26 protein-coding genes, 1 tRNA gene and 1 pseudogene are annotated in these 21,715 nt (G+C 67.6%); 9 read left to right on the forward strand and 19 right to left on the reverse strand.

Annotated elements, in window-relative coordinates; translation table 11 throughout:
• Positions 1-20 precede the first annotated feature (20 nt).
• The gene (locus ER13_RS04500) at positions 21-1,952 is read right to left on the reverse strand and encodes a peptide MFS transporter (RefSeq protein WP_008263862.1); all 1,932 of its coding nucleotides are present in this window, start codon (positions 1,950-1,952) and stop codon (positions 21-23) included.
• A 261-nt stretch (positions 1,953-2,213) separates the two neighbouring features.
• Between ER13_RS04500 and ER13_RS04505 the strand changes: the two genes are divergently transcribed.
• Positions 2,214-3,362 (forward strand): GNAT family N-acetyltransferase, encoded by a 1,149-nt coding sequence (locus ER13_RS04505; RefSeq protein ID WP_035307004.1) that lies wholly within the window; start codon positions 2,214-2,216, stop codon positions 3,360-3,362.
• A gap of 29 nt (positions 3,363-3,391) precedes the next feature.
• Here ER13_RS04505 and mscL read toward each other — a convergent pair whose 3' ends face one another.
• The 7 genes from mscL to aroA all read right to left on the reverse strand — a co-directional run bounded on the left by mscL (position 3,392) and on the right by aroA (position 8,860).
• Positions 3,392-3,808 (reverse strand): large-conductance mechanosensitive channel protein MscL, encoded by a 417-nt coding sequence (mscL, locus tag ER13_RS04510; protein WP_008263083.1) that lies wholly within the window; start codon positions 3,806-3,808, stop codon positions 3,392-3,394.
• A gap of 34 nt (positions 3,809-3,842) precedes the next feature.
• Positions 3,843-4,133, reverse strand: coding sequence for an integration host factor subunit beta (locus ER13_RS04515; RefSeq protein WP_035307045.1), 291 nt, complete (start codon positions 4,131-4,133; stop codon positions 3,843-3,845).
• Between the two features lie 245 nt (positions 4,134-4,378).
• Positions 4,379-6,082: a 30S ribosomal protein S1 gene (rpsA, locus tag ER13_RS04520; protein WP_008262491.1), complete on the reverse strand. Its 1,704-nt coding sequence runs from the start codon at positions 6,080-6,082 to the stop codon at positions 4,379-4,381.
• A gap of 194 nt (positions 6,083-6,276) precedes the next feature.
• A complete protein-coding gene (gene cmk, locus ER13_RS04525) occupies positions 6,277-6,921 on the reverse strand; it encodes a (d)CMP kinase (RefSeq protein ID WP_035307007.1) in 645 nt (214 codons plus the stop codon).
• The gene (locus ER13_RS04530) at positions 6,921-7,229 is read right to left on the reverse strand and encodes an addiction module antidote protein (RefSeq protein WP_035307008.1); all 309 of its coding nucleotides are present in this window, start codon (positions 7,227-7,229) and stop codon (positions 6,921-6,923) included. The genes cmk and ER13_RS04530 overlap by 1 nt, the downstream gene beginning before the upstream one ends.
• On the reverse strand, positions 7,219-7,545 hold the full coding sequence (locus ER13_RS04535) for a type II toxin-antitoxin system RelE/ParE family toxin (RefSeq protein ID WP_052004866.1): 327 nt from the start codon (positions 7,543-7,545) through the stop codon (positions 7,219-7,221). The genes ER13_RS04530 and ER13_RS04535 overlap by 11 nt, the downstream gene beginning before the upstream one ends.
• Positions 7,546-7,549: 4 nt before the next feature.
• Complete coding sequence (aroA, locus tag ER13_RS04540; protein ID WP_035307012.1) at positions 7,550-8,860, reverse strand: 3-phosphoshikimate 1-carboxyvinyltransferase; 1,311 nt, start codon at positions 8,858-8,860, stop codon at positions 7,550-7,552.
• A 124-nt stretch (positions 8,861-8,984) separates the two neighbouring features.
• On the opposite strand from aroA, the gene ER13_RS04545 reads away from it, so the two are divergent.
• From ER13_RS04545 to ER13_RS04555, 3 genes are all read left to right on the forward strand, one after another.
• Positions 8,985-9,443: a TIGR02300 family protein gene (locus ER13_RS04545; RefSeq protein ID WP_008261678.1), complete on the forward strand. Its 459-nt coding sequence runs from the start codon at positions 8,985-8,987 to the stop codon at positions 9,441-9,443.
• A 219-nt stretch (positions 9,444-9,662) separates the two neighbouring features.
• Positions 9,663-9,738 (forward strand) — tRNA-Ala (locus tag ER13_RS04550).
• A gap of 433 nt (positions 9,739-10,171) precedes the next feature.
• The gene (locus tag ER13_RS04555; protein WP_035307013.1) at positions 10,172-11,083 is read left to right on the forward strand and encodes a hypothetical protein; all 912 of its coding nucleotides are present in this window, start codon (positions 10,172-10,174) and stop codon (positions 11,081-11,083) included.
• Between the two features lie 22 nt (positions 11,084-11,105).
• On the opposite strand, the gene ER13_RS04560 is transcribed toward ER13_RS04555, so the two are convergent.
• Positions 11,106-11,954, reverse strand: a complete 849-nt coding sequence (locus ER13_RS04560; RefSeq protein WP_197019727.1) for a YafY family protein — start codon at positions 11,952-11,954, stop codon at positions 11,106-11,108.
• A gap of 154 nt (positions 11,955-12,108) precedes the next feature.
• Here ER13_RS04560 and ER13_RS04565 point away from each other — a divergent pair, with 154 nt between their 5' ends.
• The 4 genes from ER13_RS04565 (at position 12,109) to ER13_RS04575 (ending at position 14,566) form a co-directional block, all read left to right on the forward strand.
• Positions 12,109-12,756 carry a hypothetical protein gene (locus ER13_RS04565; protein WP_035307019.1) on the forward strand — a complete coding sequence of 216 codons (648 nt, stop codon included), beginning with the start codon at positions 12,109-12,111 and terminating at the stop codon, positions 12,754-12,756.
• 1 nt (position 12,757) lies between these two features.
• Positions 12,758-13,909, forward strand: coding sequence for a hypothetical protein (locus ER13_RS04570; RefSeq protein ID WP_035307020.1), 1,152 nt, complete (start codon positions 12,758-12,760; stop codon positions 13,907-13,909).
• Positions 13,910-13,922: 13 nt separating this feature from the next.
• Positions 13,923-14,060: a hypothetical protein gene (locus tag ER13_RS18290; RefSeq protein ID WP_155988088.1), complete on the forward strand. Its 138-nt coding sequence runs from the start codon at positions 13,923-13,925 to the stop codon at positions 14,058-14,060.
• 242 nt (positions 14,061-14,302) lie between these two features.
• A complete protein-coding gene (locus ER13_RS04575) occupies positions 14,303-14,566 on the forward strand; it encodes a hypothetical protein (protein WP_035307049.1) in 264 nt (87 codons plus the stop codon).
• A 48-nt stretch (positions 14,567-14,614) separates the two neighbouring features.
• Here ER13_RS04575 and ER13_RS04580 read toward each other — a convergent pair whose 3' ends face one another.
• The 10 genes from ER13_RS04580 to trbF all read right to left on the reverse strand — a co-directional run bounded on the left by ER13_RS04580 (position 14,615) and on the right by trbF (position 21,279).
• Positions 14,615-15,943: a type II toxin-antitoxin system HipA family toxin gene (locus ER13_RS04580; RefSeq protein ID WP_035307022.1), complete on the reverse strand. Its 1,329-nt coding sequence runs from the start codon at positions 15,941-15,943 to the stop codon at positions 14,615-14,617.
• On the reverse strand, positions 15,943-16,194 hold the full coding sequence (locus ER13_RS04585) for a helix-turn-helix domain-containing protein (RefSeq protein ID WP_035307023.1): 252 nt from the start codon (positions 16,192-16,194) through the stop codon (positions 15,943-15,945). Before ER13_RS04585 ends, ER13_RS04580 begins: the two co-directional genes overlap by 1 nt.
• 200 nt (positions 16,195-16,394) lie before the next feature.
• Entirely contained in the window at positions 16,395-16,841 is a 447-nt protein-coding gene (locus ER13_RS17660; RefSeq protein WP_052004871.1) for an AlpA family transcriptional regulator, read from the reverse strand.
• Positions 16,829-17,035 carry a hypothetical protein gene (locus ER13_RS18295; protein ID WP_155988089.1) on the reverse strand — a complete coding sequence of 69 codons (207 nt, stop codon included), beginning with the start codon at positions 17,033-17,035 and terminating at the stop codon, positions 16,829-16,831. The genes ER13_RS17660 and ER13_RS18295 overlap by 13 nt, the downstream gene beginning before the upstream one ends.
• On the reverse strand, positions 17,028-17,309 hold the full coding sequence (locus ER13_RS04595) for a hypothetical protein (RefSeq protein ID WP_052004877.1): 282 nt from the start codon (positions 17,307-17,309) through the stop codon (positions 17,028-17,030). Before ER13_RS04595 ends, ER13_RS18295 begins: the two co-directional genes overlap by 8 nt.
• On the reverse strand, positions 17,306-17,920 hold the full coding sequence (locus ER13_RS04600; RefSeq protein WP_035307025.1) for a lytic transglycosylase domain-containing protein: 615 nt from the start codon (positions 17,918-17,920) through the stop codon (positions 17,306-17,308). The genes ER13_RS04595 and ER13_RS04600 overlap by 4 nt, the downstream gene beginning before the upstream one ends.
• On the reverse strand, positions 17,914-18,426 hold the full coding sequence (locus tag ER13_RS17915) for a S26 family signal peptidase (RefSeq protein WP_081836127.1): 513 nt from the start codon (positions 18,424-18,426) through the stop codon (positions 17,914-17,916). The genes ER13_RS04600 and ER13_RS17915 overlap by 7 nt, the downstream gene beginning before the upstream one ends.
• Entirely contained in the window at positions 18,423-19,595 is a 1,173-nt protein-coding gene (locus ER13_RS17665) for a TrbI/VirB10 family protein (protein ID WP_052004873.1), read from the reverse strand. Before ER13_RS17665 ends, ER13_RS17915 begins: the two co-directional genes overlap by 4 nt.
• Positions 19,592-20,617, reverse strand: a complete 1,026-nt coding sequence (locus tag ER13_RS04615) for a TrbG/VirB9 family P-type conjugative transfer protein (protein WP_035307028.1) — start codon at positions 20,615-20,617, stop codon at positions 19,592-19,594. The genes ER13_RS17665 and ER13_RS04615 overlap by 4 nt, the downstream gene beginning before the upstream one ends.
• Positions 20,596-21,279, reverse strand: coding sequence for a conjugal transfer protein TrbF (gene trbF, locus ER13_RS04620; protein WP_035307030.1), 684 nt, complete (start codon positions 21,277-21,279; stop codon positions 20,596-20,598). Before trbF ends, ER13_RS04615 begins: the two co-directional genes overlap by 22 nt.
• Before the next feature lie 168 nt (positions 21,280-21,447).
• Between trbF and ER13_RS18960 the strand changes: the two are divergent.
• A pseudogene (locus ER13_RS18960) lies at positions 21,448-21,715 on the forward strand (hypothetical protein); the annotation flags it as partial.

Here is a 21,715-nt window from a genome sequence, read left to right on the forward strand (position 1 = left end):
CTCATGTCGGGCCTTGAGGATCAGCCGGTGGTGGAGGTTCGCGGCGCAGCGATATTGCCGTCTTCCTGGCCTCTATCGCTCAACGTGGGGCCGGGATGACCGTCGCCGTCGTTAGCTCCATGCGACCAGCCCTTGATGAAGAAGCTGACAACGATGAAGGCGACGCCGATGCCCATGCCCCACAGCCCCAGCATGCTGAACACCTCCAGCGAGGTGCGCAGGGCCAGACCGGGGTCCAGCACCTGTCCGCCGACGGTCTCCGTACCCGCCAGGCCAGCGATCCAACCGCCGACATACTGAGCGATTGAACTGGCCAGGAACCAGACCGCCATCATGAAGCTGACCACCTTGGCCATCGACAGTTTGGTGATCTCCGACAGGCCGACCGGCGACAGGAAAAGTTCGCCCGTCGTGTGGAACAGATAGAGCAGGCCCAGCAGCAGCAGAGGCATCTGGAAGGCCGAGTCGGCCATGCCAGCGCCCCACACCACGATCATGAAGCCCAGACCGACCTGAAGCAGGCCCAGGCCGAACTTCATCGTCGGATTGGGGTCCAGCTTGCGCTTGGCCAGGAAGGCCCACAGCGCGGCCATGATGGGGGCGAAGATCAGGATGAAGCCCGCATTGAAAGACTGAGTCTGGGCGGCGGTGATCGTCGCGTCGATCCAGAAACCGCTCGGCGTGATGCCAGCGGCGGCCAATTGGGCGGGCGTTCCGACTGTGACCCCGAGGAACTGGAAGGCCTGCGGCGTGATGCTCAGGTCCACGTTACGATCAGCAAACAGATTCAGCGACGTGCCGGCCTGTTCGAACAGGGTGAAGAACACCACCGATCCGAAGATCAGCACCATCGCCAGCATCATCCGCTCGCGCTGAGCTTTGCTTTCGCAGACCTTGACGATGACGTAGAGGATGAACAGCAGCGAGGCGACCGTCGCGGCGCCCAGGACCCAGCCGACCAGAGCGTTTCGCTGGACCATGAACCAGACGACGCCGACACTCAGGGTGCTGAGCAGATAGATCGACCATTCGCGGTTGATCGGTCCCAGCAACGGCTTCTTCAGATCAGCGTCGGCCGGCGGCTCGCCCTTGCCTTGCAGCAGCGGCTTGCCGAGCATGAAGACGACCCAACCCAGCGCCATGCCGATGCCGGCCAAGCCGAAGCCCGCCCACCAGCCGACAGTCTGCCCGAGAAGCCCGCAGAGCACGGCGGCCCAGAAGGCCCCCAGGTTGATGCCGTAATAGTAGAGGGTAAAGCCGGAATCCCGGCGTGGGTCGCCCTGCGGATAAAGCTGTCCCACGATCGTCGAAATGTTCGGCTTCAGGAAACCGACCCCCATGATGATCAGGGAAATCGCCAGGTAGAAGACGTTTACGCCCGCCATGTCGCGGGTAGCCTCGATCTTGTACTCGGCGGTCGGAATGACGGCCGGCAGAGTCGAGGTCGCGGGCAGGTTCTGAATGGCGATGCCGTTTTCGGCAGGTTCGAACTTGTACTTCTGGCCGTCGATGACGATCGCGACGTCACGGGCCGCACCACGGCCTTCGGCGTCGATCTGGTAGGTCTGACCGGCGTAGGTCAGGGTTTCTGTCGCCGGGCGTCCCTCGAAGGCCATCATGCCGTGACCAGCGACCAGCAGCAGAGCGCCGAAAGCTACGGCCTTGCGCGTGCCAATGAAGCGGTCGGCCATGATGCCGCCCAGCAGGGGCAGCAGATACACCAGAGACGTGTAGGAGCCGTAGGTCGAGCCCGCCATCGAGTCGTCGAACAGGAAGTGCTGCGTCAGGAAGAAGATCAGGATGCCGCGCATGCCGTAGTAGGAGAACCGCTCCCACATCTCGGCGAAGAAGAGGATGATCAGGCCCCGCGGATGGTGTTTGAGGATCTGCATCAGCACCGGCACGCCGGTGGCGAAGGTGATGATCAGTCCAAGGGCGACGACGATGTTCATACCGACCTCCCCCAATGTGCATGCAGGCGTCGCGTAAGTCGCGCTGTCCCCAAGTCCGTCGCTGTCAACGGCTCACTCCCAACTGCCGCGCCGCAACTGGGCGCGCGAAAGGGGCATACCCAGCACAGCAGGCAAATGCGAACAAGTGTTAAGGCTGTCGCGCCCCCTCCCTTCACTGTCTGACAAAGGCCACTTTGGCCCGGCCTCTGCACTGTGCGCCCTCGAGCAGCAGTCCCGGTTTCATTATGGGAAGGAGCGCCGATGTCCGTGCGACCCATCCGCAGATCCGACTACGAGGCCCTGAACAGGCTGCATCGTCAGGTCGGGTGGCCGGAGCGATCGCAGGCGGGGTGGCGCTGGCTGGAGGACAATCCGGCGCGCCGCGACATCGACGCGCCCTTCGGCTGGGTCGTCGCCGATCGGCGGGACGAACCGGTCGCCATGCTGGGCAATCTGATCCAGAGATTCTGCAAGGACGATGAAAGCCTGTACGCGGCGACGGGCTTTTCCATCATCGTGCCGCCGGAACGCACCGGCGCCAGCCGCTGTCTGATCAAGGCGATCCTGGCTCAGCCCGACCTGTTCGCCTGCTATACGCTGAACGCCAATCCCCGCGCGGCGCCGCTTTATCGGCTGTTCGGCCTCAAGCCGGGGCCGACGGAGACCCACGCCCTGAAACTGTCCTGGATGGTGGATCCGCTGACCTGTCTGAAGGGTCGACTGCTGCGGCGTCTGCTGGGCGGGATTTCGGCGGAGCAGGCCCGACGTCTCGGCGAGCCCCTGATGAACGCACGCCTGTTCCAGCCTCCACGCCTGCAATTGCCGGACGACGTCGTCGTGCTGCGCGATGTCAGGGAAAACTCGCCCTATGCCGACTTCTGGCGTGCGCTGACGGCCGAGGGGCGGCTGCTGGCGGACCGGGGGCCCGAGATCATGGCGTGGCGCCTGGCCGACCCGGACCAGACCTTGCCCCCCATCCTGCTGGGGCGGATGCGCGACGGACGACTGGTGGGGACGGCGACGGCGATGATGACCAAGACCAGCCCGATCGAACCGCCGTGCCTCGACATCATCGATCTGACGGCGCTGCAGACGGACCCCGAAGCGATCGAAGTCCTGGCGGGCGTCCTGATCGACAATGCGCGGGCGCTGGGCGCGGCCAAGGTGCGGTTGCCGGTGACCAATCCGGACATCCTGGACCATCTGGGCGCCCTGCCGCCCAAGGCGCGGCGCGAAGGCGGCTGGGGGCATTGTCACGCGCGCGTCGATGACCCGGTCCTGGCTGAAACCTGGGCGCCGACGCCGTTCGACGGCGACTACGCCGTCTGCGCCCGCCCCGTGCCTCAACCCCGCGCCCGGCGCGCGCCGGTCCGCGCCTCAGCGGTCCAGGGTGGGTTCTGGAAGGCCTGACCCCGACCGGCCGGCGGGAAATTCCGGCTTCAGGGACGCGCCTTCAGCGCGTCGCGAATCTCGACCAGCAGGGATTCGATCGGCGTGGGGGCCGAGGGCGCCGGATCGGGCTTGGCCGCCTCCTGGCGCCGCATGCTGTTGACGCCCTTGACCACCAGGAAGACCACGAAGGCGACGATCAGGAATTGGATCACGGTGTTGGCGAAGGCGCCGTACTGAATCGCCACCTTCTCGACCGCCTCGGTCGCCGGATTCTCGCGCCGCAGCACCCATTCCAGTTCGGAAAAGTCGATGCCGCCGGTCAACAGGCCGATGGGGGGCATGACGACCTGATCGACCAGGCTCTTGACGATGCCGTTGAAGGCCGCGCCGATGATCACCCCGACCGCCAGATCGACGACGTTCCCCTTGACCGCGAACTCGCGGAACTCGGACAGCAGGCTCATTCGCAAACTCTCTTGGCAGTCAGGACGTGGAAATTCAGGCGTCGCCGGACGCGTTCAGACGCTCGCGCAGTTCCTTGCCGCTCTTGAAGAAGGGCACGGCCTTGGCCGGCACCTCGACCGTCTCGCCGGTGCGCGGATTGCGACCCAAGCGCGCCGGACGGGACCGCACCGAAAAGGCGCCGAAGCCGCGCAACTCGACCCGGCCGCCCTCGGACAAGGCCCCGGTCATCTTGCCGAGGATGACATTCACCAGCCGCTCCACCTCCGCATGGGTCAGGTGGGTGTTCTCGGCCGCCAGCTTTTCGATCAGTTCAGACTTGATCATCAGGGCCCCTGCCAGCTCGCGATCGACAGGCCAGCGCTCGCCGACGATCCAGAAGCCGCACACTAACCCTCGCTCGCCGCGTGAAAAAGCCCTTATCCGCCAAGGAGGGGCGGCATTCGCATGATTTATGTCCGGTTCCGCTCATGCCGGTGCGCCAAAAAGAGAAAAGGGCGGCGGGATCGCTCCCGCCGCCCTCATCTTTTTTACGCTACCGCGGAGCGCGCGGCGCTCCGCAGCTTGAGCGCCTACTCCTTGGTGCCGGCGTTCTTCAGCGCGGCGCCCAGGATGTCGCCCAGAGAAGCGCCCGAGTCGGACGAGCCGAACTGTTCGATGGCTTCCTGTTCGTCCTTCATTTCCAGCGCCTTGATCGACACCGAGACGCGGCGCGAGGCCTTGTCCACGGCGGTGATCATGGCGTCGACGCGGTCGCCGACGGCGAAGCGTTCCGGACGTTGCTCGTTACGGTCGCGCGACAGGTCCGACTTGCGGACGAAGGCCGTGACCGGCGCGTCGTCTTCACCGAACTTGACCTCGATGCCGCCCGACTCGATCGACGAGACGGTGACGGTGATCTGCTGGCCGCGGCGATAGGTGTCGCCCTCGCCGATCGGATCGCCGCCCAGCTGCTTGATGCCCAGCGAGACGCGTTCCTTCTCGACGTCGACGTCCAGGACCTTGGCCTTGACCATCTCGCCCTTGCGGTAGCGCTGGATGGCTTCTTCACCCGAGACCGACCAGTCGAGGTCGGACAGGTGGACCATGCCGTCGATGTCGTTGTCCAGGCCGATGAACAGGCCGAACTCGGTGGCGTTCTTGACTTCGCCCTCGACGGTCGAGCCGATCGGGTTGTTGGCGACGAAGGCGTCCCACGGATTGTCCTGAGCCTGTTTCAGGCCCAGCGAGATGCGGCGCTTGGAGGCGTCGACGTCCAGGACGACCACGTCCACTTCCTGAGAGGTGGAGACGATCTTGCCCGGATGGACGTTCTTCTTGGTCCAGGACATTTCCGAGACGTGCACCAGGCCCTCGACCCCGGCTTCCAGCTCCACGAAGGCGCCGTAGTCGGTGATGTTGGTGATGCGGCCCGTGTACTTGGCGCCGACCGGATACTTGGCTTCCACGCCGTCCCAGGGGTCCGACTGCAGTTGCTTCATGCCCAGCGAGATACGTTGGGTGTCCGGGTTGATCTTGACGATCTGGACCTTGACGGTGTCGCCGACGGCGAGAACCTGCGACGGGTGCGAGACGCGCTTCCACGACATGTCGGTGACGTGCAGCAGGCCGTCGATGCCGCCCAGGTCCACGAACGCGCCGTAGTCGGTGATGTTCTTGACCACGCCTTCGCGGACTTCGCCCTCTTGCAGCTGGCCGACCAGCTCGGTGCGCTGTTCGGCGCGGGCTTCTTCCAGGATGGCGCGACGCGAGACGACGATGTTGCCGCGCGGACGGTCCATCTTCAGGATCTGGAACGGTTGTTCCTTGCCCATCAGCGGGCCGACGTCGCGCACCGGACGGATGTCCACCTGCGAGCCGGGCAGGAAGGCCGAGGCGCCGCCCAGGTCGACGGTGAAGCCGCCCTTGACGCGACCGACGATGGCGCCGTTGACCGGCTGGCCTTCGGCGAACACGACTTCCAGACGGGTCCAGGCTTCTTCGCGGCGGGCCTTGTCACGGCTGATGACGGCTTCGCCCAGGGCGTTCTCGACGCGCTCCAGGTAAACCTCGACGTTGTCGCCGACCTTCGGCAGCTTGGCGTCTTCGCCCTGGCCGAATTCGCGCATCGAGATGCGGCCTTCGGTCTTCAGGCCGACGTCGATGATGACGATGTCTTTTTCGATGCCGACGACGCGGCCGTGAACGACCTGGCCTTCGCCGAAGTCGCGACCCTGAAGCTGTTCGTCGAGCAGCGCCGAGAAGTCGTCGCGCGTGGGATTGAGAGTATCAGACATGAAGCTCTGGTGTTTCCGGTAGGGCTGTGGCGCGCGACCGAACGGCCCCGCGCGAGGTGGACGCCCCTCACACAGCAAAGCGCTGCGCCGAGGCGAGAGGAAAAGATAGGCAGGTCGTCAGGATGCGAGGCCGTTCAGAACGATCAAAACGCCCGCGGAAGCCGAGGATGGACGCGTTGGATTTGCGAAACCGGTCAGAGACCGTGTTTCACGCGCGCCGCCTCGACGATACGGCGGGCCGCATCGAAGGCCGCCTCTATACCCATGTCGGTGGTATCCAGCAAGACCGCGTCTTCGGCCTGGACCATCGGCGCCGCGCCGCGACCGGCGTCGCGCTCGTCCCGGCGCTGAATGTCGGCCAGCATGTCGTCGAAGCCGATGTCGAAACCCCGCGCCGTCAACTGTTTCCAGCGGCGGTCGGCGCGGACCCGGGGCGTGGCGGTGACGAACAGTTTGGCCGGGGCGTCCGGGGCGATCACCGTGCCGATGTCGCGGCCGTCCAGCACGGCGCCCCCCGCCTGGGCCGCAAAGGCCTGCTGCAGGTCCAGCAGGGCGGCGCGCACGCCGGGATGGCCGGCGACACGGCTGGCCGCCTCGCCCGCCTCGCCGGTGGTCAAGCGGGGATCTTCAGACACGTCGGCGGCGTCCAAGGATCGAGCGACCTGGGTCGCGGCCGCCTCGTCGTCCAGCGAACCGCCGGCCTCAAGCAGTTTGACGCCCACGGCGCGGTACAGCAGGCCGGTGTCCAGGTGCGGCAGGCCATAGGTTTGCGCCAGCCGCGCGGCGATGGTGCCCTTGCCCGAGGCGGCCGGGCCGTCGACAGCGATGATCAGCGACATCAGGCGGCGGAGTCCACGCGAACGGGGGCGAGGCGAAGGCCCAGGGCCTGCATCACCTTGAAAATGGTCGAAAGCTCGGGCCGCCCCTCCTCGCTGAGCGCCCGATAGAGGGCCGTGCGCGACAGGTCCGCGTCCCGCGCCATCTGGGTCATGCCCTTGGCCCGGGCGACGACGCCCAGGGCGTTGGTGATGATGCGCGGATCGCCGAGCTCGGCGGCGGACTCGAACGAAGCCACCAGAAACTCCTCGACCGCCTCAGGCGTATCGAGGAAGTCGGCCGCGTCGAAGGGAACAGTTTCAATCGGCATGTCTCAACTCTCTCGCCAGAAGCAACGCCGCCTCGATGTCCCGCTTTTGAGACGACTTGTCGCCGCCTCCGAGCACGACGACCCAGGTGCGGTTCCGCTGAAACACATACACCCGATAGCCAGGGCCGACGTCGATCCGCAGTTCGCTGACGCCCTCGCCTACGGGCTTGACGTCGCCCCAGTGTCCAAACTGAAGCCGGGTCAGCCGGTCGGCGATCCTGGCCAGCGCCCGAGCATCTCGCAGTCTTGAACGCCAGCTCACGAACTGCGGTGCCAGTTCTAACGCAACCCGCTCACTGTCGTCTATAGGCGACATTTCGTCAAGCGATCCGCCCGCCCAGGCCGTTCATCATTTCGACGAAGCCAGGGAAGCTGGTGGCGATCATGCCGGGTTCGTCGACCGAGACCGGCTGATCGGCGGCCAGGCCCAGGACCAGGTGGCTCATGGCGATGCGGTGATCGTGGGCGGTGTGGACGGTCCCGCCGCCCGTCACCGTGGCGGCGCCCGTGACGATGAAGCCCTCGGGCTCCTCCTCGACCTGGACGCCGCAGGCGCGCAGGCCCTCGACCATCAGCGAGATCCGGTCGCTTTCCTTGACCCGCATTTCGCCCACGCCGCGCATGACGGTGACGCCGTCGGCGAAGGCAGCTGTCGCGGCCAGGATCGGATATTCGTCGATCATCGAGGCGGCGCGGGCTTCCGGCACGACCACGCCCTTCAGGGCCGAATGGCGGGCGGTGATGTCGCCGACGTCCTCGCCGCCGGCCTGACGCCGGTTCGATATGGTCAGGTCGGCGCCCATTTCGAGCCAGGTGTCGAACAGACCAGTGCGCAGGGGGTTCAGCATCACCCCCTCGACCGTCACCACCGAGCCCGGAACCACCAGGCCCGCCGCCAGCGGGAAGGCGGCGGAAGACGGATCGCCCGGCACGGCGACGAAGGTTCCGCTCAGAGCCTGACCGCCCTTCAGGGTGACCTTCCAGCCCTCGCCCATCTCTTCCACCCCGACTTCGGCGCCGAAGGCGCGCAGCATCCGTTCCGTATGGTCGCGGCTCTTTTCCGGCTCCGTCACCGAGGTGACGCCCTGGGCGTTCAGCCCGGCCAGAAGTATGGCCGACTTGACCTGGGCCGAGGCCACGGTCTGCACATAGTCGATCGCCGTCAGGGTTCCGCCGGTCAGGGCGACCGGAAGCCGGTCCTCGGCCGCCAGCCAGCCGAACCGGGCGCCCATGTCCGCCAGCGGCCGGGTGACGCGCTTCATCGGCCGCTTCCGCAGCGAGCCGTCGCCGTCGAAGGTCGCCATCAGCGGATAGCCGGCGGCCGCCCCCATCAGCAGGCGCACCCCGGTGCCCGCGTTGCCGCAGTCGATCACGGACTGGGGCGTCTTGAAGCCCCCCGCCCCTTCGATCCGCCATTTGCCGTCGCCGGTCCGCTGGACCCTGGCGCCGAAGGCTTCGACCGCGCGGGCGGTGGCCAGGACGTCGTCGCCTTCCAGCAAACCCTCGACCTCGGTGACGCCGGCGGCCATGCCGCCCAGAATCATCGAGCGGTGTGACATCGACTTGTCGCCGGGCGCGCGAACCGTTCCGGCAAGGGCGTCAGAGCGTCTGGAAGTCAGTTGGGACGGCATAATCACCCGCTTCAGGCTGCGTTCGCGAAAGGGCCGCGCGGGCGGCGCGAAAGACAGCTTTTGACAGCGGCTCCTAGGGGTGGCAAGGGACCGCCCCGAATTCAACCCGTTGAAGGTTCCAAACGTGGCCAATCCCGAACTGGGCGCCAAACAGGTTTGCCCGAACTGCCAGGCTAAGTTCTACGACCTGAACCGCCGCCCCGCACACTGCCCCAAATGCGCGACCGACTTCGATCCCGAAGAGGCGCTGAAGCTGCGCAGCCGTCGCGTGCGTCCCGGCTATCCCGCCGACGACGAAGAGACCGAAGATCAGGTCAAGGACAAGAAGGCCGAGTCCGACGAGGACGAGGAAGAAGAGATCCGGGCTCCGGAGATCGACGAGGAGGGCCATGAGCCGATCCTGACGCCCGACGACGATGACGACGACGCCCCCGCTGACGCTTCCGAAGAAGCCGGCATGGGCGCCACCGACGGCGACGACGACCTGGCCGACGACGATGACGACTCCGTGCCGTTCATCGAAGACGACGACGATGACTCCATCGAGGACGAGATCGCCAAGCCGTCGCGCGACGACGACTGATCTTTCTTGTTGCGTCCGCCGCATTTCCCGCTAGGAACTGCGGCGGACGGTCGATTTCAGCCCTCTTTTGGTTTGAAATCGCTGTGTTTTTTCGCACCCGGAACCGATGCGAAAATAAATGTCGAAACGGGCTTGATCGCAAAAAAGCTCTGACATAGGTTCCGCCGCCTCGCCGGGGGCCATCGCAAGATGAACCGGGCGGACCAGACCGCAAGGTCCGGGGCTTTAGCTCAGTTGGTAGAGCGCTTGCATGGCATGCAAGAGGTCAGCGGTTCGACTCCGCTAAGCTCCACCAATTTTTCAAGGGGTTAGCAGGAAACTGCTAACCCCTTGTTCGTTCTGGGTAGCACATGGGTAGCAAACCGCGTTCTGCGAAATAGTTTCAGGCGGGGGCGGTTTCAGGGGGTTCGTGGCCGCTTCGCGGCGTTTTTCCGGGTTCCACGGGCCGCACGATTCGCGACCAGGGTTGGGCCGGCGCATTCCCCGCTACATGCACCTTTGGGACGTCCGGCACTGACGATGCCGCGCTCGCCTTCCCTCGCGCTCCAACCCACGCCGCTGAGGGTTGAGATCGCAACGCAAGCCGATATGCTGACAGCTGGCTGATCCGGCCATGCCGTCCACAATGGCGAAGCTCACGGGCAGGAACCATCGATACCCCCGTCAGAACCCTTCCAGGTGCGCGGGCCTAGTGGACACGTCGCTCCAAGCACCGTCGGAACGGTTTAATGCGTATTCAATTCACGGATCTGTCGCGGCCCAAGCAGGCCGCAAAAAATCTCGCGCGTCTCGCGGGAGCGCCGTCGCTGTCCAACGTTCAGGCCTCTCTCGCGCAGTGTCTCGGTTACCGGGACTGGCACGACTTCTCGATGAACCCCGGGCCGGACAATCCTGTCGATCCAGCGGGTCCTGAAATTCCCCGGATCATCTCGGAACTGTCTGACCTCACCGGGCTGCGGGACTCCGACGTCCAGTACGCCACTTCCAGAGCACGGCTGTTCGGGTCCTCTCCATGGACGCTGGATGCGCAGTTGGATCTTCGGGCCAGGCTATGGCGGCAACGCCTGTTCGGGCCAGCGGAACGCGGAAGGCCCGGCACGGTCGTCCGGGACAAGGCCGACGGCCGAACAGCGGCCTATCTGCTGATCCCCGGTCGACCCACCACCATTCTGCTGGACGCGGGCCGAGCGACACGCGCGGATTTCGAGGTGATCACGCCCCGGTCCCCGCTGCCTGATTTCATCCCCTCGCGCCTCTGGCTGCCCTACGGCTTCTGGACCCTGACGGACGGGTCCGAGGTTCTGTTCTCCAGGGACTACTACCCGCTCTGGCGAGTCCACGACGGTCAGATCAACCGCGTTGATCCGTGGTTATACATCGAGGGGAAAACGGCTGAGTCTCATTTCACGCCGCCGCGCAGCAGCGTCTGGTCTTCGGGCGTCGCAAGGGAGACCGCCCTCGCCCGAATGGCGCAGCATCGCATCGCCGATGTTCCTCGACTGGCCGACATCATGGCGCATCTGATCGAACCGGATATCGAGTCCTTCGGTCCCGCCGTCTCCCGGCTGCACAGGCGTTCGTATCCCGACGCCGTCGTGCCTCCATTCGCCAGGATGAACGAGCGACTTCGCTACGATTGATCCGGCCGGCCGGACGGAAGGCCTAGTCCGCAACCGTCCTTCTGGCTTCCACCAACGCCTTCATGTCGACTTTCGACTGCTCGATCGCCGCCTGCACCGCGTCCAGGTTTCTCATCTGGATCTGGGCGCGGGCAGGCGGCAGATCCGGTAGGTCCAGGTTCATCCGCCGGATGAAGTAGTAGGCCATAGAGAGCCGAACCTCGATTTCGCGGCACCCGTCCGTCATATGATAATCGAGTTCGATGGCCCGCCGCTTCTCTGCATCCAGTCCTGCGTGCGCGCAGAGCTCGAGCGTGATCGTCCGGCTCCATTCGACGTCGTCCTCGATTTCGTAGACCGCAGGTTCCAGCGGCCCGACTTCGTCGATCCGGGTCAGGACGAAGTCCCTGAAGTCTTCCCGCTCGCAACACCAGGCCCGCGCATGCCAGCGATACCCGTCGAAGGCCAGGGCGTGGGGCGCGATCCGGCGCCAGCGTGAACTGGACAGGGACTGGTAGCGGATAGCCAGCGCCTGCCGCTGGCGGATCGCCTTCAGGATACTGCGAAGCAGGGTCTCGTCGACATGCCTGACGATCTCGGGCGCCATGTCGACGGGAGGGAGGTCCCGGAACCAGACATCCTCCCGCTGGAGGGCGCCGGTGAGCAGCGCCCTGAGTTGGAGAAGAAGGCGATTGGCGGAGACGCGCAGAAACTGCGGCCGCATGTTCGCGGAAGGAAGGAAGCCCTTCTCGGTGGAGTCATAGACGATGTTGTCGCCAGCGATGTCCCGGTAGTTCCGCAGGTCCACCGAGGCCTGGGGCGTGGAGATGTCGAAGGTGGTTTCCAGATCGCGCCGGTTCAGCCGGCCTTCCCAGAACAGCTTCCACTCCATGAACTCGAACCGGCGGATCTGTGGCCAGGATCGGCGCTCGGTTTCATCAGCCATCAAAAACACCCCTATCGTCTCTTGACGGGTATCAAAACTCGACCCATGTAGTTTCTAAGCGGGTCGGGAATCACCATCGCCTGCTTTGGGCTGCAGGGCAATGTCCCGCTCGGAGGCTGAAGTGGATCACGAATACGCCGTCCTGGGCGGCATCAACCGGGCAAGGATCGGACAGGTGATCGGCACGATCGCCGCCGCGGTCTCGTCCGCCTTGGTCGCGCTGCTGCTGGCGGCGGTCGATCTGGCCAAGATGATGGGATTCGGCGATCTCGTGCCGACCGTGCTCCTGCCGCCGATCGGCGCCGGCCTGGTGTTCGCCGCGCTTTACTGGCTGTTCAGCCGCCACGCCTGGCGACATCCGTGGTTCGCGGCCGGGCTCGGCGTTCCGGACCTTCGGGGGCGCTGGAAGGTCGCCGGCCAATCGATCAATCCGGACCAGACCCATGGCGACGCCTGGTCGGGCCAGATCATCATCACACAGACGTGGGACCGGATCCGCGTCCGCCTCAAGACCCCCCAGTCCGGTTCCAACAGCCTGACCGCCGCCCTCATCCGGGACGAGGCGGACGGCTACCGCCTCTTCTACAGCTACCGCAACGACCCCCGCATCGACGCTCCCGAACTCAAGGGCCATCGGGGCTACGCCGAGATGACCTTCGACGCCGACCTGAAGACGGCCGAAGGCGAATATTTCAACGGTCTGGGCCGCTTCACCTTCGGCACCATGACGCTCACCAAGGAGGGCTGAAATGCCGATCAACATCAATGACCGGCTGACCCGGCTCAACAACCGCCGCAAAGGCATGGACCGGCTGGGCCGCCTGACCGAAGCCGCTCAACTCGATGTCGTTCGCAAGAGCGTCCACAGCGAGGCCTGGCAACGCCGGGCCTCCACGGGCCAGCCCAACACGCGCTATGCGCTCGGCGCCATGCAGGAAGTCGATCCGGACTACACCCGCATCAGCAAGGAGACGGCCGAACGCGTCGCCGGCCAGCTCAAGTCCGGCCTGACCGCCCGCGGCTTCACCGTCGACTGGCGGCTGCAGGGGTCCGTGCCGCTCAACGTCCACATCCGCGGCGTCAGCGACGTCGATCTGCTGAAGCTGGACACCAATTTCAAAACCTACACCTCTTGGGGAGCGATGAGCCAGGCGGGGCGCTACACGGGCACCGCCACGGCCGCGACTTCGGTGGGCTCGCTCCTCAATCTTCGCCGGGAATCCGAAACGATCCTGAAGGCCAAATACCCGGCCGCGACGGTCGACTGCTCGGGCAACAAGGCCATCAAGATCTTCGGCGGCTCGCTCGCCAGACCGGTCGATGTGGTGCCCTCCCACTGGTTCGACAACTACGACTACCAGACCAGCGGTCAGGAGCATGACCGCAGCGTCACCATCCTCGACAAGTCCGTGCCGACCACCATCGACAACCTGCCCTTCCTGCACATCAAGAAGATCAGCGACCGGTGCGATCACGCGCTCGGCGGTGTCCGCAAGGCCATCCGCCTGTGCAAGAACGTCAAGAACGACGCTGAGGAAGAACGGGGCGTGAAAATCGCCCTGTCGAGCTTCGACATCGGCGCCACCATATTCCACGCGGATCTCGCCGCGCTGCGCGTCGGCGCCTCCTACGAACTGGCGATCCTGGCCGAGGTCCAGCGTCACCTCGACCACCTGACGATGAACGAGAGTCACGCCAAGACCCTGCGGGTCCCGGACGGTTCACGGGCGATCTTCGACACGCCCGAGAAGCTTTCGGCGCTGCGGACGCTGTCGGTCGAGATGGACGAACTCGCCAAGGCCGTGGCGACCGAACAGGGCAAGGTCGTGATGAAGTCTCTTGGCGTCTCGACCTATGACGCCCGCCGCATCCTGAACGAAGCCTACATCCCCTATCTCTGAAAGGACCAACACAATGGCCAAGTCTTCAAAAACCTTCCCGATCGGCCGCAACGCCTCCAACGGCCGGCTCGTCCCGGTCGCGGTGGCCAAGGCTCGGCCGGCGAGCCACGTCGTCGAGCGGATGCCCAAGCCCGGTCGTGGCGACAGCTGAGGCACAGACCGTCTCCAAGCGCTTCAGCGCCATTCCAGGCGTTGCAGCCGGTCCCGGCACGGTTCCGCGGATCAAGCTCCGCTGGGCTGCCTGAGGGACCGTGTGCCAAGCTCGTTCGGAGCGACGCCGTCTTTGTGCCGGGCCATCGAGAGGGCCCGGTGAGCGATCCGCCGCCGAGGCCTGTGGCCGCCATGCGAAGCGAAACCCTTGTCGGCGTGCCCGCGAGTTGCTCTCTGGGGTCGATGGCCAAATACGATCCGCTCCGTGACTATCTCCTGCGCCAGCGCGCCGCCGAGGTCGATCTCAGCTTCCGCGAGATCGAGCGCAAGCTCGGCTACATGCTGCCGAACAGGGCCGCCCGGCCGGAATGGTGGGCAAGCGCCGGCGCGCCTGGGCCCGGGGAGGTCCAGAAGCAAGCCTGGCGCGCCGCCGGCTACGACGCGGCGCTCGTTGGCGAGGAGCGCGTACAATTCCGCCGCCACTCAATGCCCGCCACGGCGGAGTGAGCGCGGCGAGTGTTCGAGTCGACGGATAAGGCGCGCGCCTCTTAAGCCTCAGAGTTCGGCCCAGGCGCTTTCCAGCTGCCGCAGCCGGCGCGGGAGGACCGCCTCGATCGACCGGTGAACCTCGTCGTGGAAATCGGCCGGCATGGCGGACCTGGCCCGGTCGGTGGCGGTCGCCGCCTCGGCCATCACCTCGTCGAGGACCTGACGGATGACGGCCGGCCCGAGGCCTGCGGCCTTGCCGCTCTCGACGAAATGCCGGCCGTGCACATCCACGATCTTGTAGTGCGTCGTCGCCCCGGCCGACATGGCCAGCCGGAACGCCTTGTGCGGGATCTGGCGCGCGTCGAACGCGGGCTGGGCGCTGAGGACATCATAGAAGGGCGTGAGCCGGAACCGGCCGCCGGGCCTGAGGAACAGGCTGAAATTCTTGGCGTGGCCGTCGGTGGCGCCGATCATCCAGAACAGGATCTGGCTCTTGAAGAACAGGGCCCGGTCCGTCTGCGGGTCGTCGCTTTCCAGCAACCGGTCCATGACGGCCTTCACGCCCGGCCCGCCCTTGTCCTGGTATTTCCGGCTCGAGGGGATCGACAGCGCCTGGCACAGATCCTCTTGCGGCAGACGAAGGAGACGACCGTCGCGCCCCCACAGCCGGTCGAAGCGCTCCACCACCAACACCCGGCGCTCGCCGAAGGTGGCGATCTCGCTCCGCGTGACGGGCAGGCCGAAGGCCGCCATCAGGGCGAGGCAGTAGTGCTCATTATCCACGCTGTGCCTGAGGTCGATGGTGCCCCACGACATCTGGATCTCGCCGAGTTCGGGCTTGAGGATATGGGTCGTGGGCGTGGCCCCGAGCGGCCGCTTCCAGACGCCCTCGTGAAACAGGAGCGCGGTCTTCTCCTGGGCGCCGGCCACGGAGATCCGGAAGCCCTCGTCGGGGTCGATCCCCAAGGGGGCCCGGGCGAGATTGGCCAGCAGGGCCTCGATCTCCGCCTCGGTGATGGGATCCGCCACGATGGCGCCGGACGCATCGACCTCGACGCCTTCAGAGAGGAACTGCATCGCGCCCACGCAGTCGCGCCCGATCTGCTCGAGCAGACTGAAGGAGTCCGTTCCCTGGGCCCCCGTCTTCTCGGCCACCCGCTTGCGGACGCTGGCGCTGTCGGGGAGCAGGTTGTCGAACACCGCCACCACGGGCTCGCCCCGCCACGCCGGCGCCTGCAAGGGCAACGACAGCGAGATCGGGAACCGGTTCGGCCAGTCGAGCCATTCCCGGGCGTACTGGAAGGCGATGGCGCCGCCGGCCTCCTTCTCCAGTCGCCCGGCCAGGCGATTGTTGATCAGTACGTTCAGAGGCGCGTGTGTCTTGCGGCGGCCCATCAGAAGATGTCCTCGATGTCTGCTGACGAACTCTTCGTCCGGGGCGCGAGGGTCATCTCCAGGTCGAGGGCGGCGAGGAGGTCGAAGATCGAGGCGACCCGCGATCCCGGTTGGCCAGCCTCGATCTTCGAGACCATCTCCTGACGCAGTCCGGCCCGCTGGGCCAAGTCGGTCTGGCTCCAGCCGCGCGCCCTGCGGAACTGCTGGATCACCCCGCCCAGTTGCTTGGGGGAACGGACGAAGGACGACATGGCTGGTCTCCGCGTTATGCGGAATAATGCATACGCCTAGATTATGTGATTTACAACATAAGAACGCTATATGCGATATTCTGCGTATTATGATTGTATGTTATATTTCGCATAGCCAGCAATGTCCCTCATGGCCGGTTCAAGCGACGTCGGGCTGATTCCCAACAGAACCGCGCCGCGGACGGCCCGCGCGGCCCAGGTTACGGACCGAAATCGAAGGCGATCTGGCCGGGCGCCGTCCTGGCCGAAGGCCGTCCGGATCGCCGTTGCGGCGGGCTTTCAGACACCGGCGCGTCTTCCTGGGTCCCCGCCCGGGCGTCTGCCGCCGGCTGTCGCACATCGTCTTCGACGGTCCGCCCTTTCTCCGCCGCCAAGTCCCCGGCTGTTGGACGTCCCGCCGCCGATCCGAACGGCCGCATCTCGGCCGGACGCCGCGGCGCCCGCGCGATCTTCCAGGCCGCCAGTTCGCTCTCCCACCAGCAAACACGGCCGGGAGACACCACGACCGGAAGGGGGAAGTCTCCCGTCTTCTGCATCCGCCAGGCCGTGGTGCGGCTAAGGCCGGTGATGTCCCGCACGGCCGGCCAAGCCAGCAACCGGTCATCCCGGCCGCCGGGCCGGCCCGCGGCTTCGGTCACGACGCCCATGACACCGCCTCGTCCGCCCGCTGTTCCAGCACCTCGGCCAGGAGCCGCGCGTCCCGGGCCGCGTCGACCGGATCGCGCACCTCCCACACCAGCAGCACCTCTTTCAGCGCATAGCTGACGGCGGGATCCGTCAGCAGATCCGCCACCGTGGGGGTCCGCCCGAGCCGTCCCGCCTCATGCGATGTGTCAGCCACGGCGGCGCCCCCGTGCGGCGGGCGGGGCCGACGCCTTCAGCTCCCCGACCTGGGCCATGGCCCAGTCCCGCAGCACGCCGCGCGGGTAGTAGGGCTTGTGACGGACATGACGGCAGGGCGGGCCGTCGCCGCCGGTCGACCAGAGGCGGGCGAGGGTCTCCGGCTTCATCCGGATGCCGAACTGGACCAGGAAGGCCGAGGCCTCCTTGCGGGTCAGCAGGTCGCCGTCTCCCGCGCCGGGACCCGGCTCTACGGGTTCGATCGCGGGGATCACAGGACGGCCTCCGGCGGCCGGCATTCCCGGGCGCTGCGGGCGCTTCGCCCGGCGGTCAGGGCGAGGTAGCAGTCGACGACGGAGATCACATAGGCCCGGGTCTCGGCTATGTCGGGGATGCGGCCGAGCCGGGCGACGCGGCCCGGTCCCGCATTATACGCCGCCAGGGCCAGCCTCACGTCTCCGAATTTCAACATCTGCCGGGCCAGATAGTCGGCCCCGCCGGACAGGTTCTGCTCGACGTCGAAGCGGTCCCGGACCCCGAGGTCGGCGGCCGTTCCCGGCATCAACTGGGTCAATCCGCCCGCGCCCGCCGGCGAGATCGCATCGACCCGATAGGCCGACTCGACGATCACCAGGGCGTGCAGGAGCTTGGGATCCAGGCCGTGCCGCTCGGCCGCCCGGGCGATCGCCGCCATGAAGGGCTGCGACAGGGGCGCGAGCCGGGGCTCCACGCCGCCCGCGTCGGCGCTCTCCACCGTCGCCTCGACCGCCGGCCGGCCGAACAGATCGCCGCCGGCGTTGCGCCAGTCGACCGACTGGGCCTGGGCCGCCGTGGACCAGAGCACGACCGCCGTCGCTGCCGTCGCCGCCAAACCCGTCCTCACCATGTCAGACTCTCCCGAAACACCCCCTCCACATCGTCGCGGCGGATCGGCCCGAAATACCGGCTGTCGAAACTCCCCGCCGTGTCGCCGAGCAGGAACAGTTCGCCGGGCCCGAGCCGTCGGCACTCCCGCCACTGCGGCAGGACGGCCCCCCGGCGATCGCGGCCGCGCACCGGCACGCTTCGGCCCGCCAGTTCGATCGCGTCGCCGCGCCGGCAGACACGGTCGCCACCGACCGCCGCCACGCGCTTGATCAGAAGCACCTCGGCCGGCATGCCGAGCGACCGCAGATAGGTCCGGCCGGCCGCGGGCTGCGCCAGGGCGACGGTGGCGCCGCGACCGGGCGCCGCTCCGGGATCGCGAAGATACAGGCCGCGCGGCAGGCTCGGGCTCTCGTTGACCAGGGCCAGGGCCGGCGTGCGATCGGCGACAATTCCGCCGAGGCAGAGGACGAAGACACTGACGCCGAGCACGGCCCAGCGGTTTCCATTGTCGAGGGGGGAGGTCATGGCCGGTACGGCTCCAGGATCAGGTCCCGGGTGATCATCACCCGCACGGGCGCGCCGGGCCGCAGCCGGATCGACGGGCGGACCTGGAGCTCGCGGTCCACCAGCCGGCCCCCGACCTGGGCGCCCTCGATGGCCGCCGCATCGCCGGCGTCGCCGAGCAGGCCGCCCGACGACCGGTCGTCGCCGTCCCGGGCGATCTGGCCCAGGGTGGTGATGGCTCCGGCGAACAGGGTCCCGACCAGCAGGGGGAACAGCCGCCGGTCCACCTGCCCGCGCACCCCGACCGCCCCCTGGGCATCGACGCCCGGCTCCTCGGTCAGCAACAGGCTCTTGCCATTGGGCAGGATGAGGCGGTCCCAGGCGAGGAAGGCCCGTCTGTCGCCATAGGCGCTGTCGCCTTCATGACGGCCGATCAGCCGGGCGCCCTGGGGCAGGATCAGGTGGCGACCGCTGACCGAGTCATAGACATTCTGCGACACCGTCGCCACGACCGGTCCGGCGCGGGCGGTGTCGACCCCCGTCAGCAGCACGGCCGGGATGATCGCCCCCGCCTTGAGCTCATAGGGCGACAGCGGCGCCGTCAGCACATGGCCGTTGTACATGGCGCCCACATCGTCGCTCTGCGGGCGCAGGCCGCGCGCCGTCCCCGGAGGCGGCGCCCCGGCGGCCGGACTGGTCGCCTGCGCGGTCTCGAAAAACAGGCCCGACCGCGCCGCCAAGTCCCGGGGACTCGGTCCTTGGGGCCGGGGCGCGGCTCGGGGCGCGTATCCGTCATGCGATTGGGTCGGGGCGGGCGTCCGCGGAACCACGGCCTCCTCCGGCGTGGCGGCGTTGCGGGGCTCCGGCAGCCGGTCGTAGGTCGCCGGCTGGTCGGTCACGGCCTCGGCCGGCCTGACCACGCCGCGCACCTCCTCCTCCCGGGCCTCGACCGCCCGCGCCCGCGCGCTGTCGCGCAGTTCCGGCTGGACGACGAAGGCCCAGGCGAGAGAGCCCGAGACGAGGGCCGCCCCGCCGATGACGATGGTCTGCACCACCGACTTGCGCAGGCGGGTCGCCGGGGGACGCGGGGCGCGCATCGACAGGCCGGGCGGCGGCGCCTTGGCGGCGGCCTCGGGCGCGATCTCGCCGGCGGCGTGCGGTTCGGCTTGAGGATTGGAAGACGGGCTCATCGTGCGGCTCCCAGGAGGCGGCGGATGCGGACGACCTGCGGCCGCCGGTCGCCGAGCCGCAGCTCGGCGCGGTCGAACACGCGGTCGACGATGAAGAGGCCGCCGGCCTGGCGGTAGTTGACCATCTGCGCCTCGCCGTCGGGGGCCAGGACGAACAGCGCCGGCGCCTCGTCGATCTGCAGGTCAGGGTCGAAGGCGATGAAGGTGCGGCGGCCGTCGTTGAACACCGACACCGGCGTCCAGCGGGCGCGGCGGCCTTGGGGTTCGATGCGGTAGCGGGCGTCGAGCGGCCCTTCCGGCATCGCCACCGGATCGGAGACCCTGACCTCTGCGGTCGCGAGGGGCGCGGGGTCGGGCGGATCGACCGCGCCCGTGTCCCAGGCGATGGCGGCGTTGAAGCCGTCCGTCCCACCGCTCTTCAGGTCGAGGAAATAGACCCGCCGGCTTGTGGTCAGGACCAGATTGGTCTCCAGACCCCGCTCCAGCGGCTTGAGCAGGACATGGGTGCGGACCGCGGCCCCCTCCCCCGAGGTCGTCTCGCCGATCTGCCAGCGAACGGTGTCCCCGGCGGCCTTGGAGACGAGGGTCTCGCCGGCCCCGAGCGTCAGGGTGGTGACCCGCAGCGGCGCCGCCCAGACCTCATAGACCCGCCCCGGCGACCAGGCGAAGACCTGTACCCCGCCGACGAAGGCGTCGGCCCGCGACGCGGCCCGGGCCTCCAGGTTGGCGGCGGCGATCGCCCGCCTTCCCGACACCCCGGATGGAGCCGGCGGCGCCGCGGCGACCGCCTCATAGGGCACGGCTCCATCTGCGGGGCTCTCGGACTGTGGCTCGGGCCCCGGCTCCGGCGCGTCCGGCGCGCCCACATCTCCGGCGAGATCGGCGGGATCGGACGCCGCCGCGAGGGAGACGACCGGGGGGGCGACGGCGAGCGTCGGATCCGGGCGCGCCGGGCGGAACACCGCGCAGCCGGACAGGGTCAGGCCGAGGCAGGCCAGGATCAGGAGGCGTCGGGGGTCCATGATACGTCCTCGATTTTCAGTCCAAGGGGGTTCTTCATCAGCTCGGCCTCGGTGCGCGGGGCCTGCCGCCCGGTCGTGATCAGGGCGCGCCAGCGTTCGACGCCGGCTTGCTGGCCGTTGACGAAGCGGGTCTCGCGCCACTGCAGGTCGTAGGTCCGCTCGGTGCGCCGCACGACGTTCAGCACCTCGACGTTCACGGCCTCGCGCCCGACCTCGGCGAAGGGGTCGTGGGCGGCAGCCCAGGCGTTGAGGAAGCTGGCCGCCTTGGGGGTGAGCAGGTCGTAGGCCCTCAGCCAGTTCTGGCGGATGACGATGGGGTCGATCGACTTGGAGCGGACGTCGCGGACCCAGCCCGCCAGGGCGTGGCCGATCTGCGCCTCGGTCGGCTCGTAGCGCCCGCCGATGGCGGTGATCCTCTGGGTCTCGCCCCAGTCGGACACCTCCACCACGAAGGGTTTCACCACGGCGCGGTCCGCCTGGACCCACCAGCCCGCCCCGAGGAAGCCGGCGAGGACCAGGTTGGCGACCGCGATCCGGCGCCAGTTCCGCGCATGGGCCAGGGACAGGCCCATTCGGTCGTCCCAGATCTGACCGGCGCGCTGGTAGGGCGTGGCCTCCGGCGCCGACGGCTGAACGCGTCTCGGACGAAAGAACGGATGCATGATCAGGACTCCTCGGTTCTGAGGTTGGGAGACAGGACGCCGCTGGTCTCGCCGGCGGGCAGCAGCCCGCGGCCGGCGTTGGCGACGAAGAAGGCCTGGAGGGCGGCGGCCCTTCCGGCCGGTTTCGGCGCAGCGCCCTGAGATCCGGCGGCGGCCCGGTGGAAGGCCTTGCGGGTCGCTTCGGCCTCCTGGCCAATCACCGCCGCGGGCCGTCCCGGCGCCGCGCCGCCTGGCCCCGCGTCTGCTCCGCCGGACGAACCGACGCCCGGAGCGTCCGAACCCGGGGCGGACTCCGCCCCCGGCGCCGCGGGCAGGCTGGTCGCCGCGCCGCCCCTGGCCGCCGATGTAACGTCCGAGGGCGGCGTGATCGTCACCGCCGATCAGCAACAGCAGCCGGCCAATCTCGGCACGATCGACGTCAACGGCCAACTGAAGA

The sequence above is a fragment of the Brevundimonas sp. EAKA genome (assembly GCF_000698025.1).
Taxonomy (GTDB): domain Bacteria; phylum Pseudomonadota; class Alphaproteobacteria; order Caulobacterales; family Caulobacteraceae; genus Brevundimonas; species Brevundimonas mediterranea_A.

Bases quoted from the DNA above. Each gene is read 5' to 3' on its own strand.
- ER13_RS04500 (WP_008263862.1), bottom strand. From the start codon at position 1,952: ATGAACATCGTCGTCGCCCTTGGACTGATCATCACCTTCGCCACCGGC.
- ER13_RS04505 (WP_035307004.1), top strand. From the start codon at position 2,214: ATGTCCGTGCGACCCATCCGCAGATCCGACTACGAGGCCCTGAACAGG.
- mscL (WP_008263083.1), bottom strand. From the start codon at position 3,808: ATGAGCCTGCTGTCCGAGTTCCGCGAGTTCGCGGTCAAGGGGAACGTC.
- ER13_RS04515 (WP_035307045.1), bottom strand. From the start codon at position 4,133: ATGATCAAGTCTGAACTGATCGAAAAGCTGGCGGCCGAGAACACCCAC.
- rpsA (WP_008262491.1), bottom strand. From the start codon at position 6,082: ATGTCTGATACTCTCAATCCCACGCGCGACGACTTCTCGGCGCTGCTC.
- cmk (WP_035307007.1), bottom strand. From the start codon at position 6,921: ATGTCGCTGATCATCGCTGTCGACGGCCCGGCCGCCTCGGGCAAGGGC.
- ER13_RS04530 (WP_035307008.1), bottom strand. From the start codon at position 7,229: ATGCCGATTGAAACTGTTCCCTTCGACGCGGCCGACTTCCTCGATACG.
- ER13_RS04535 (WP_052004866.1), bottom strand. From the start codon at position 7,545: ATGTCGCCTATAGACGACAGTGAGCGGGTTGCGTTAGAACTGGCACCG.
- aroA (WP_035307012.1), bottom strand. From the start codon at position 8,860: ATGCCGTCCCAACTGACTTCCAGACGCTCTGACGCCCTTGCCGGAACG.
- ER13_RS04555 (WP_035307013.1), top strand. From the start codon at position 10,172: ATGCGTATTCAATTCACGGATCTGTCGCGGCCCAAGCAGGCCGCAAAA.
- ER13_RS04560 (WP_197019727.1), bottom strand. From the start codon at position 11,954: ATGGAGTGGAAGCTGTTCTGGGAAGGCCGGCTGAACCGGCGCGATCTG.
- ER13_RS04565 (WP_035307019.1), top strand. From the start codon at position 12,109: ATGTCCCGCTCGGAGGCTGAAGTGGATCACGAATACGCCGTCCTGGGC.
- ER13_RS04570 (WP_035307020.1), top strand. From the start codon at position 12,758: ATGCCGATCAACATCAATGACCGGCTGACCCGGCTCAACAACCGCCGC.
- ER13_RS18290 (WP_155988088.1), top strand. From the start codon at position 13,923: ATGGCCAAGTCTTCAAAAACCTTCCCGATCGGCCGCAACGCCTCCAAC.
- ER13_RS04575 (WP_035307049.1), top strand. From the start codon at position 14,303: ATGGCCAAATACGATCCGCTCCGTGACTATCTCCTGCGCCAGCGCGCC.
- ER13_RS04580 (WP_035307022.1), bottom strand. From the start codon at position 15,943: ATGGGCCGCCGCAAGACACACGCGCCTCTGAACGTACTGATCAACAAT.
- ER13_RS04585 (WP_035307023.1), bottom strand. From the start codon at position 16,194: ATGTCGTCCTTCGTCCGTTCCCCCAAGCAACTGGGCGGGGTGATCCAG.
- ER13_RS17660 (WP_052004871.1), bottom strand. From the start codon at position 16,841: ATGGGCGTCGTGACCGAAGCCGCGGGCCGGCCCGGCGGCCGGGATGAC.
- ER13_RS04600 (WP_035307025.1), bottom strand. From the start codon at position 17,920: ATGGTGAGGACGGGTTTGGCGGCGACGGCAGCGACGGCGGTCGTGCTC.
- ER13_RS17915 (WP_081836127.1), bottom strand. From the start codon at position 18,426: ATGACCTCCCCCCTCGACAATGGAAACCGCTGGGCCGTGCTCGGCGTC.
- ER13_RS17665 (WP_052004873.1), bottom strand. From the start codon at position 19,595: ATGAGCCCGTCTTCCAATCCTCAAGCCGAACCGCACGCCGCCGGCGAG.
- ER13_RS04615 (WP_035307028.1), bottom strand. From the start codon at position 20,617: ATGGACCCCCGACGCCTCCTGATCCTGGCCTGCCTCGGCCTGACCCTG.
- trbF (WP_035307030.1), bottom strand. From the start codon at position 21,279: ATGCATCCGTTCTTTCGTCCGAGACGCGTTCAGCCGTCGGCGCCGGAG.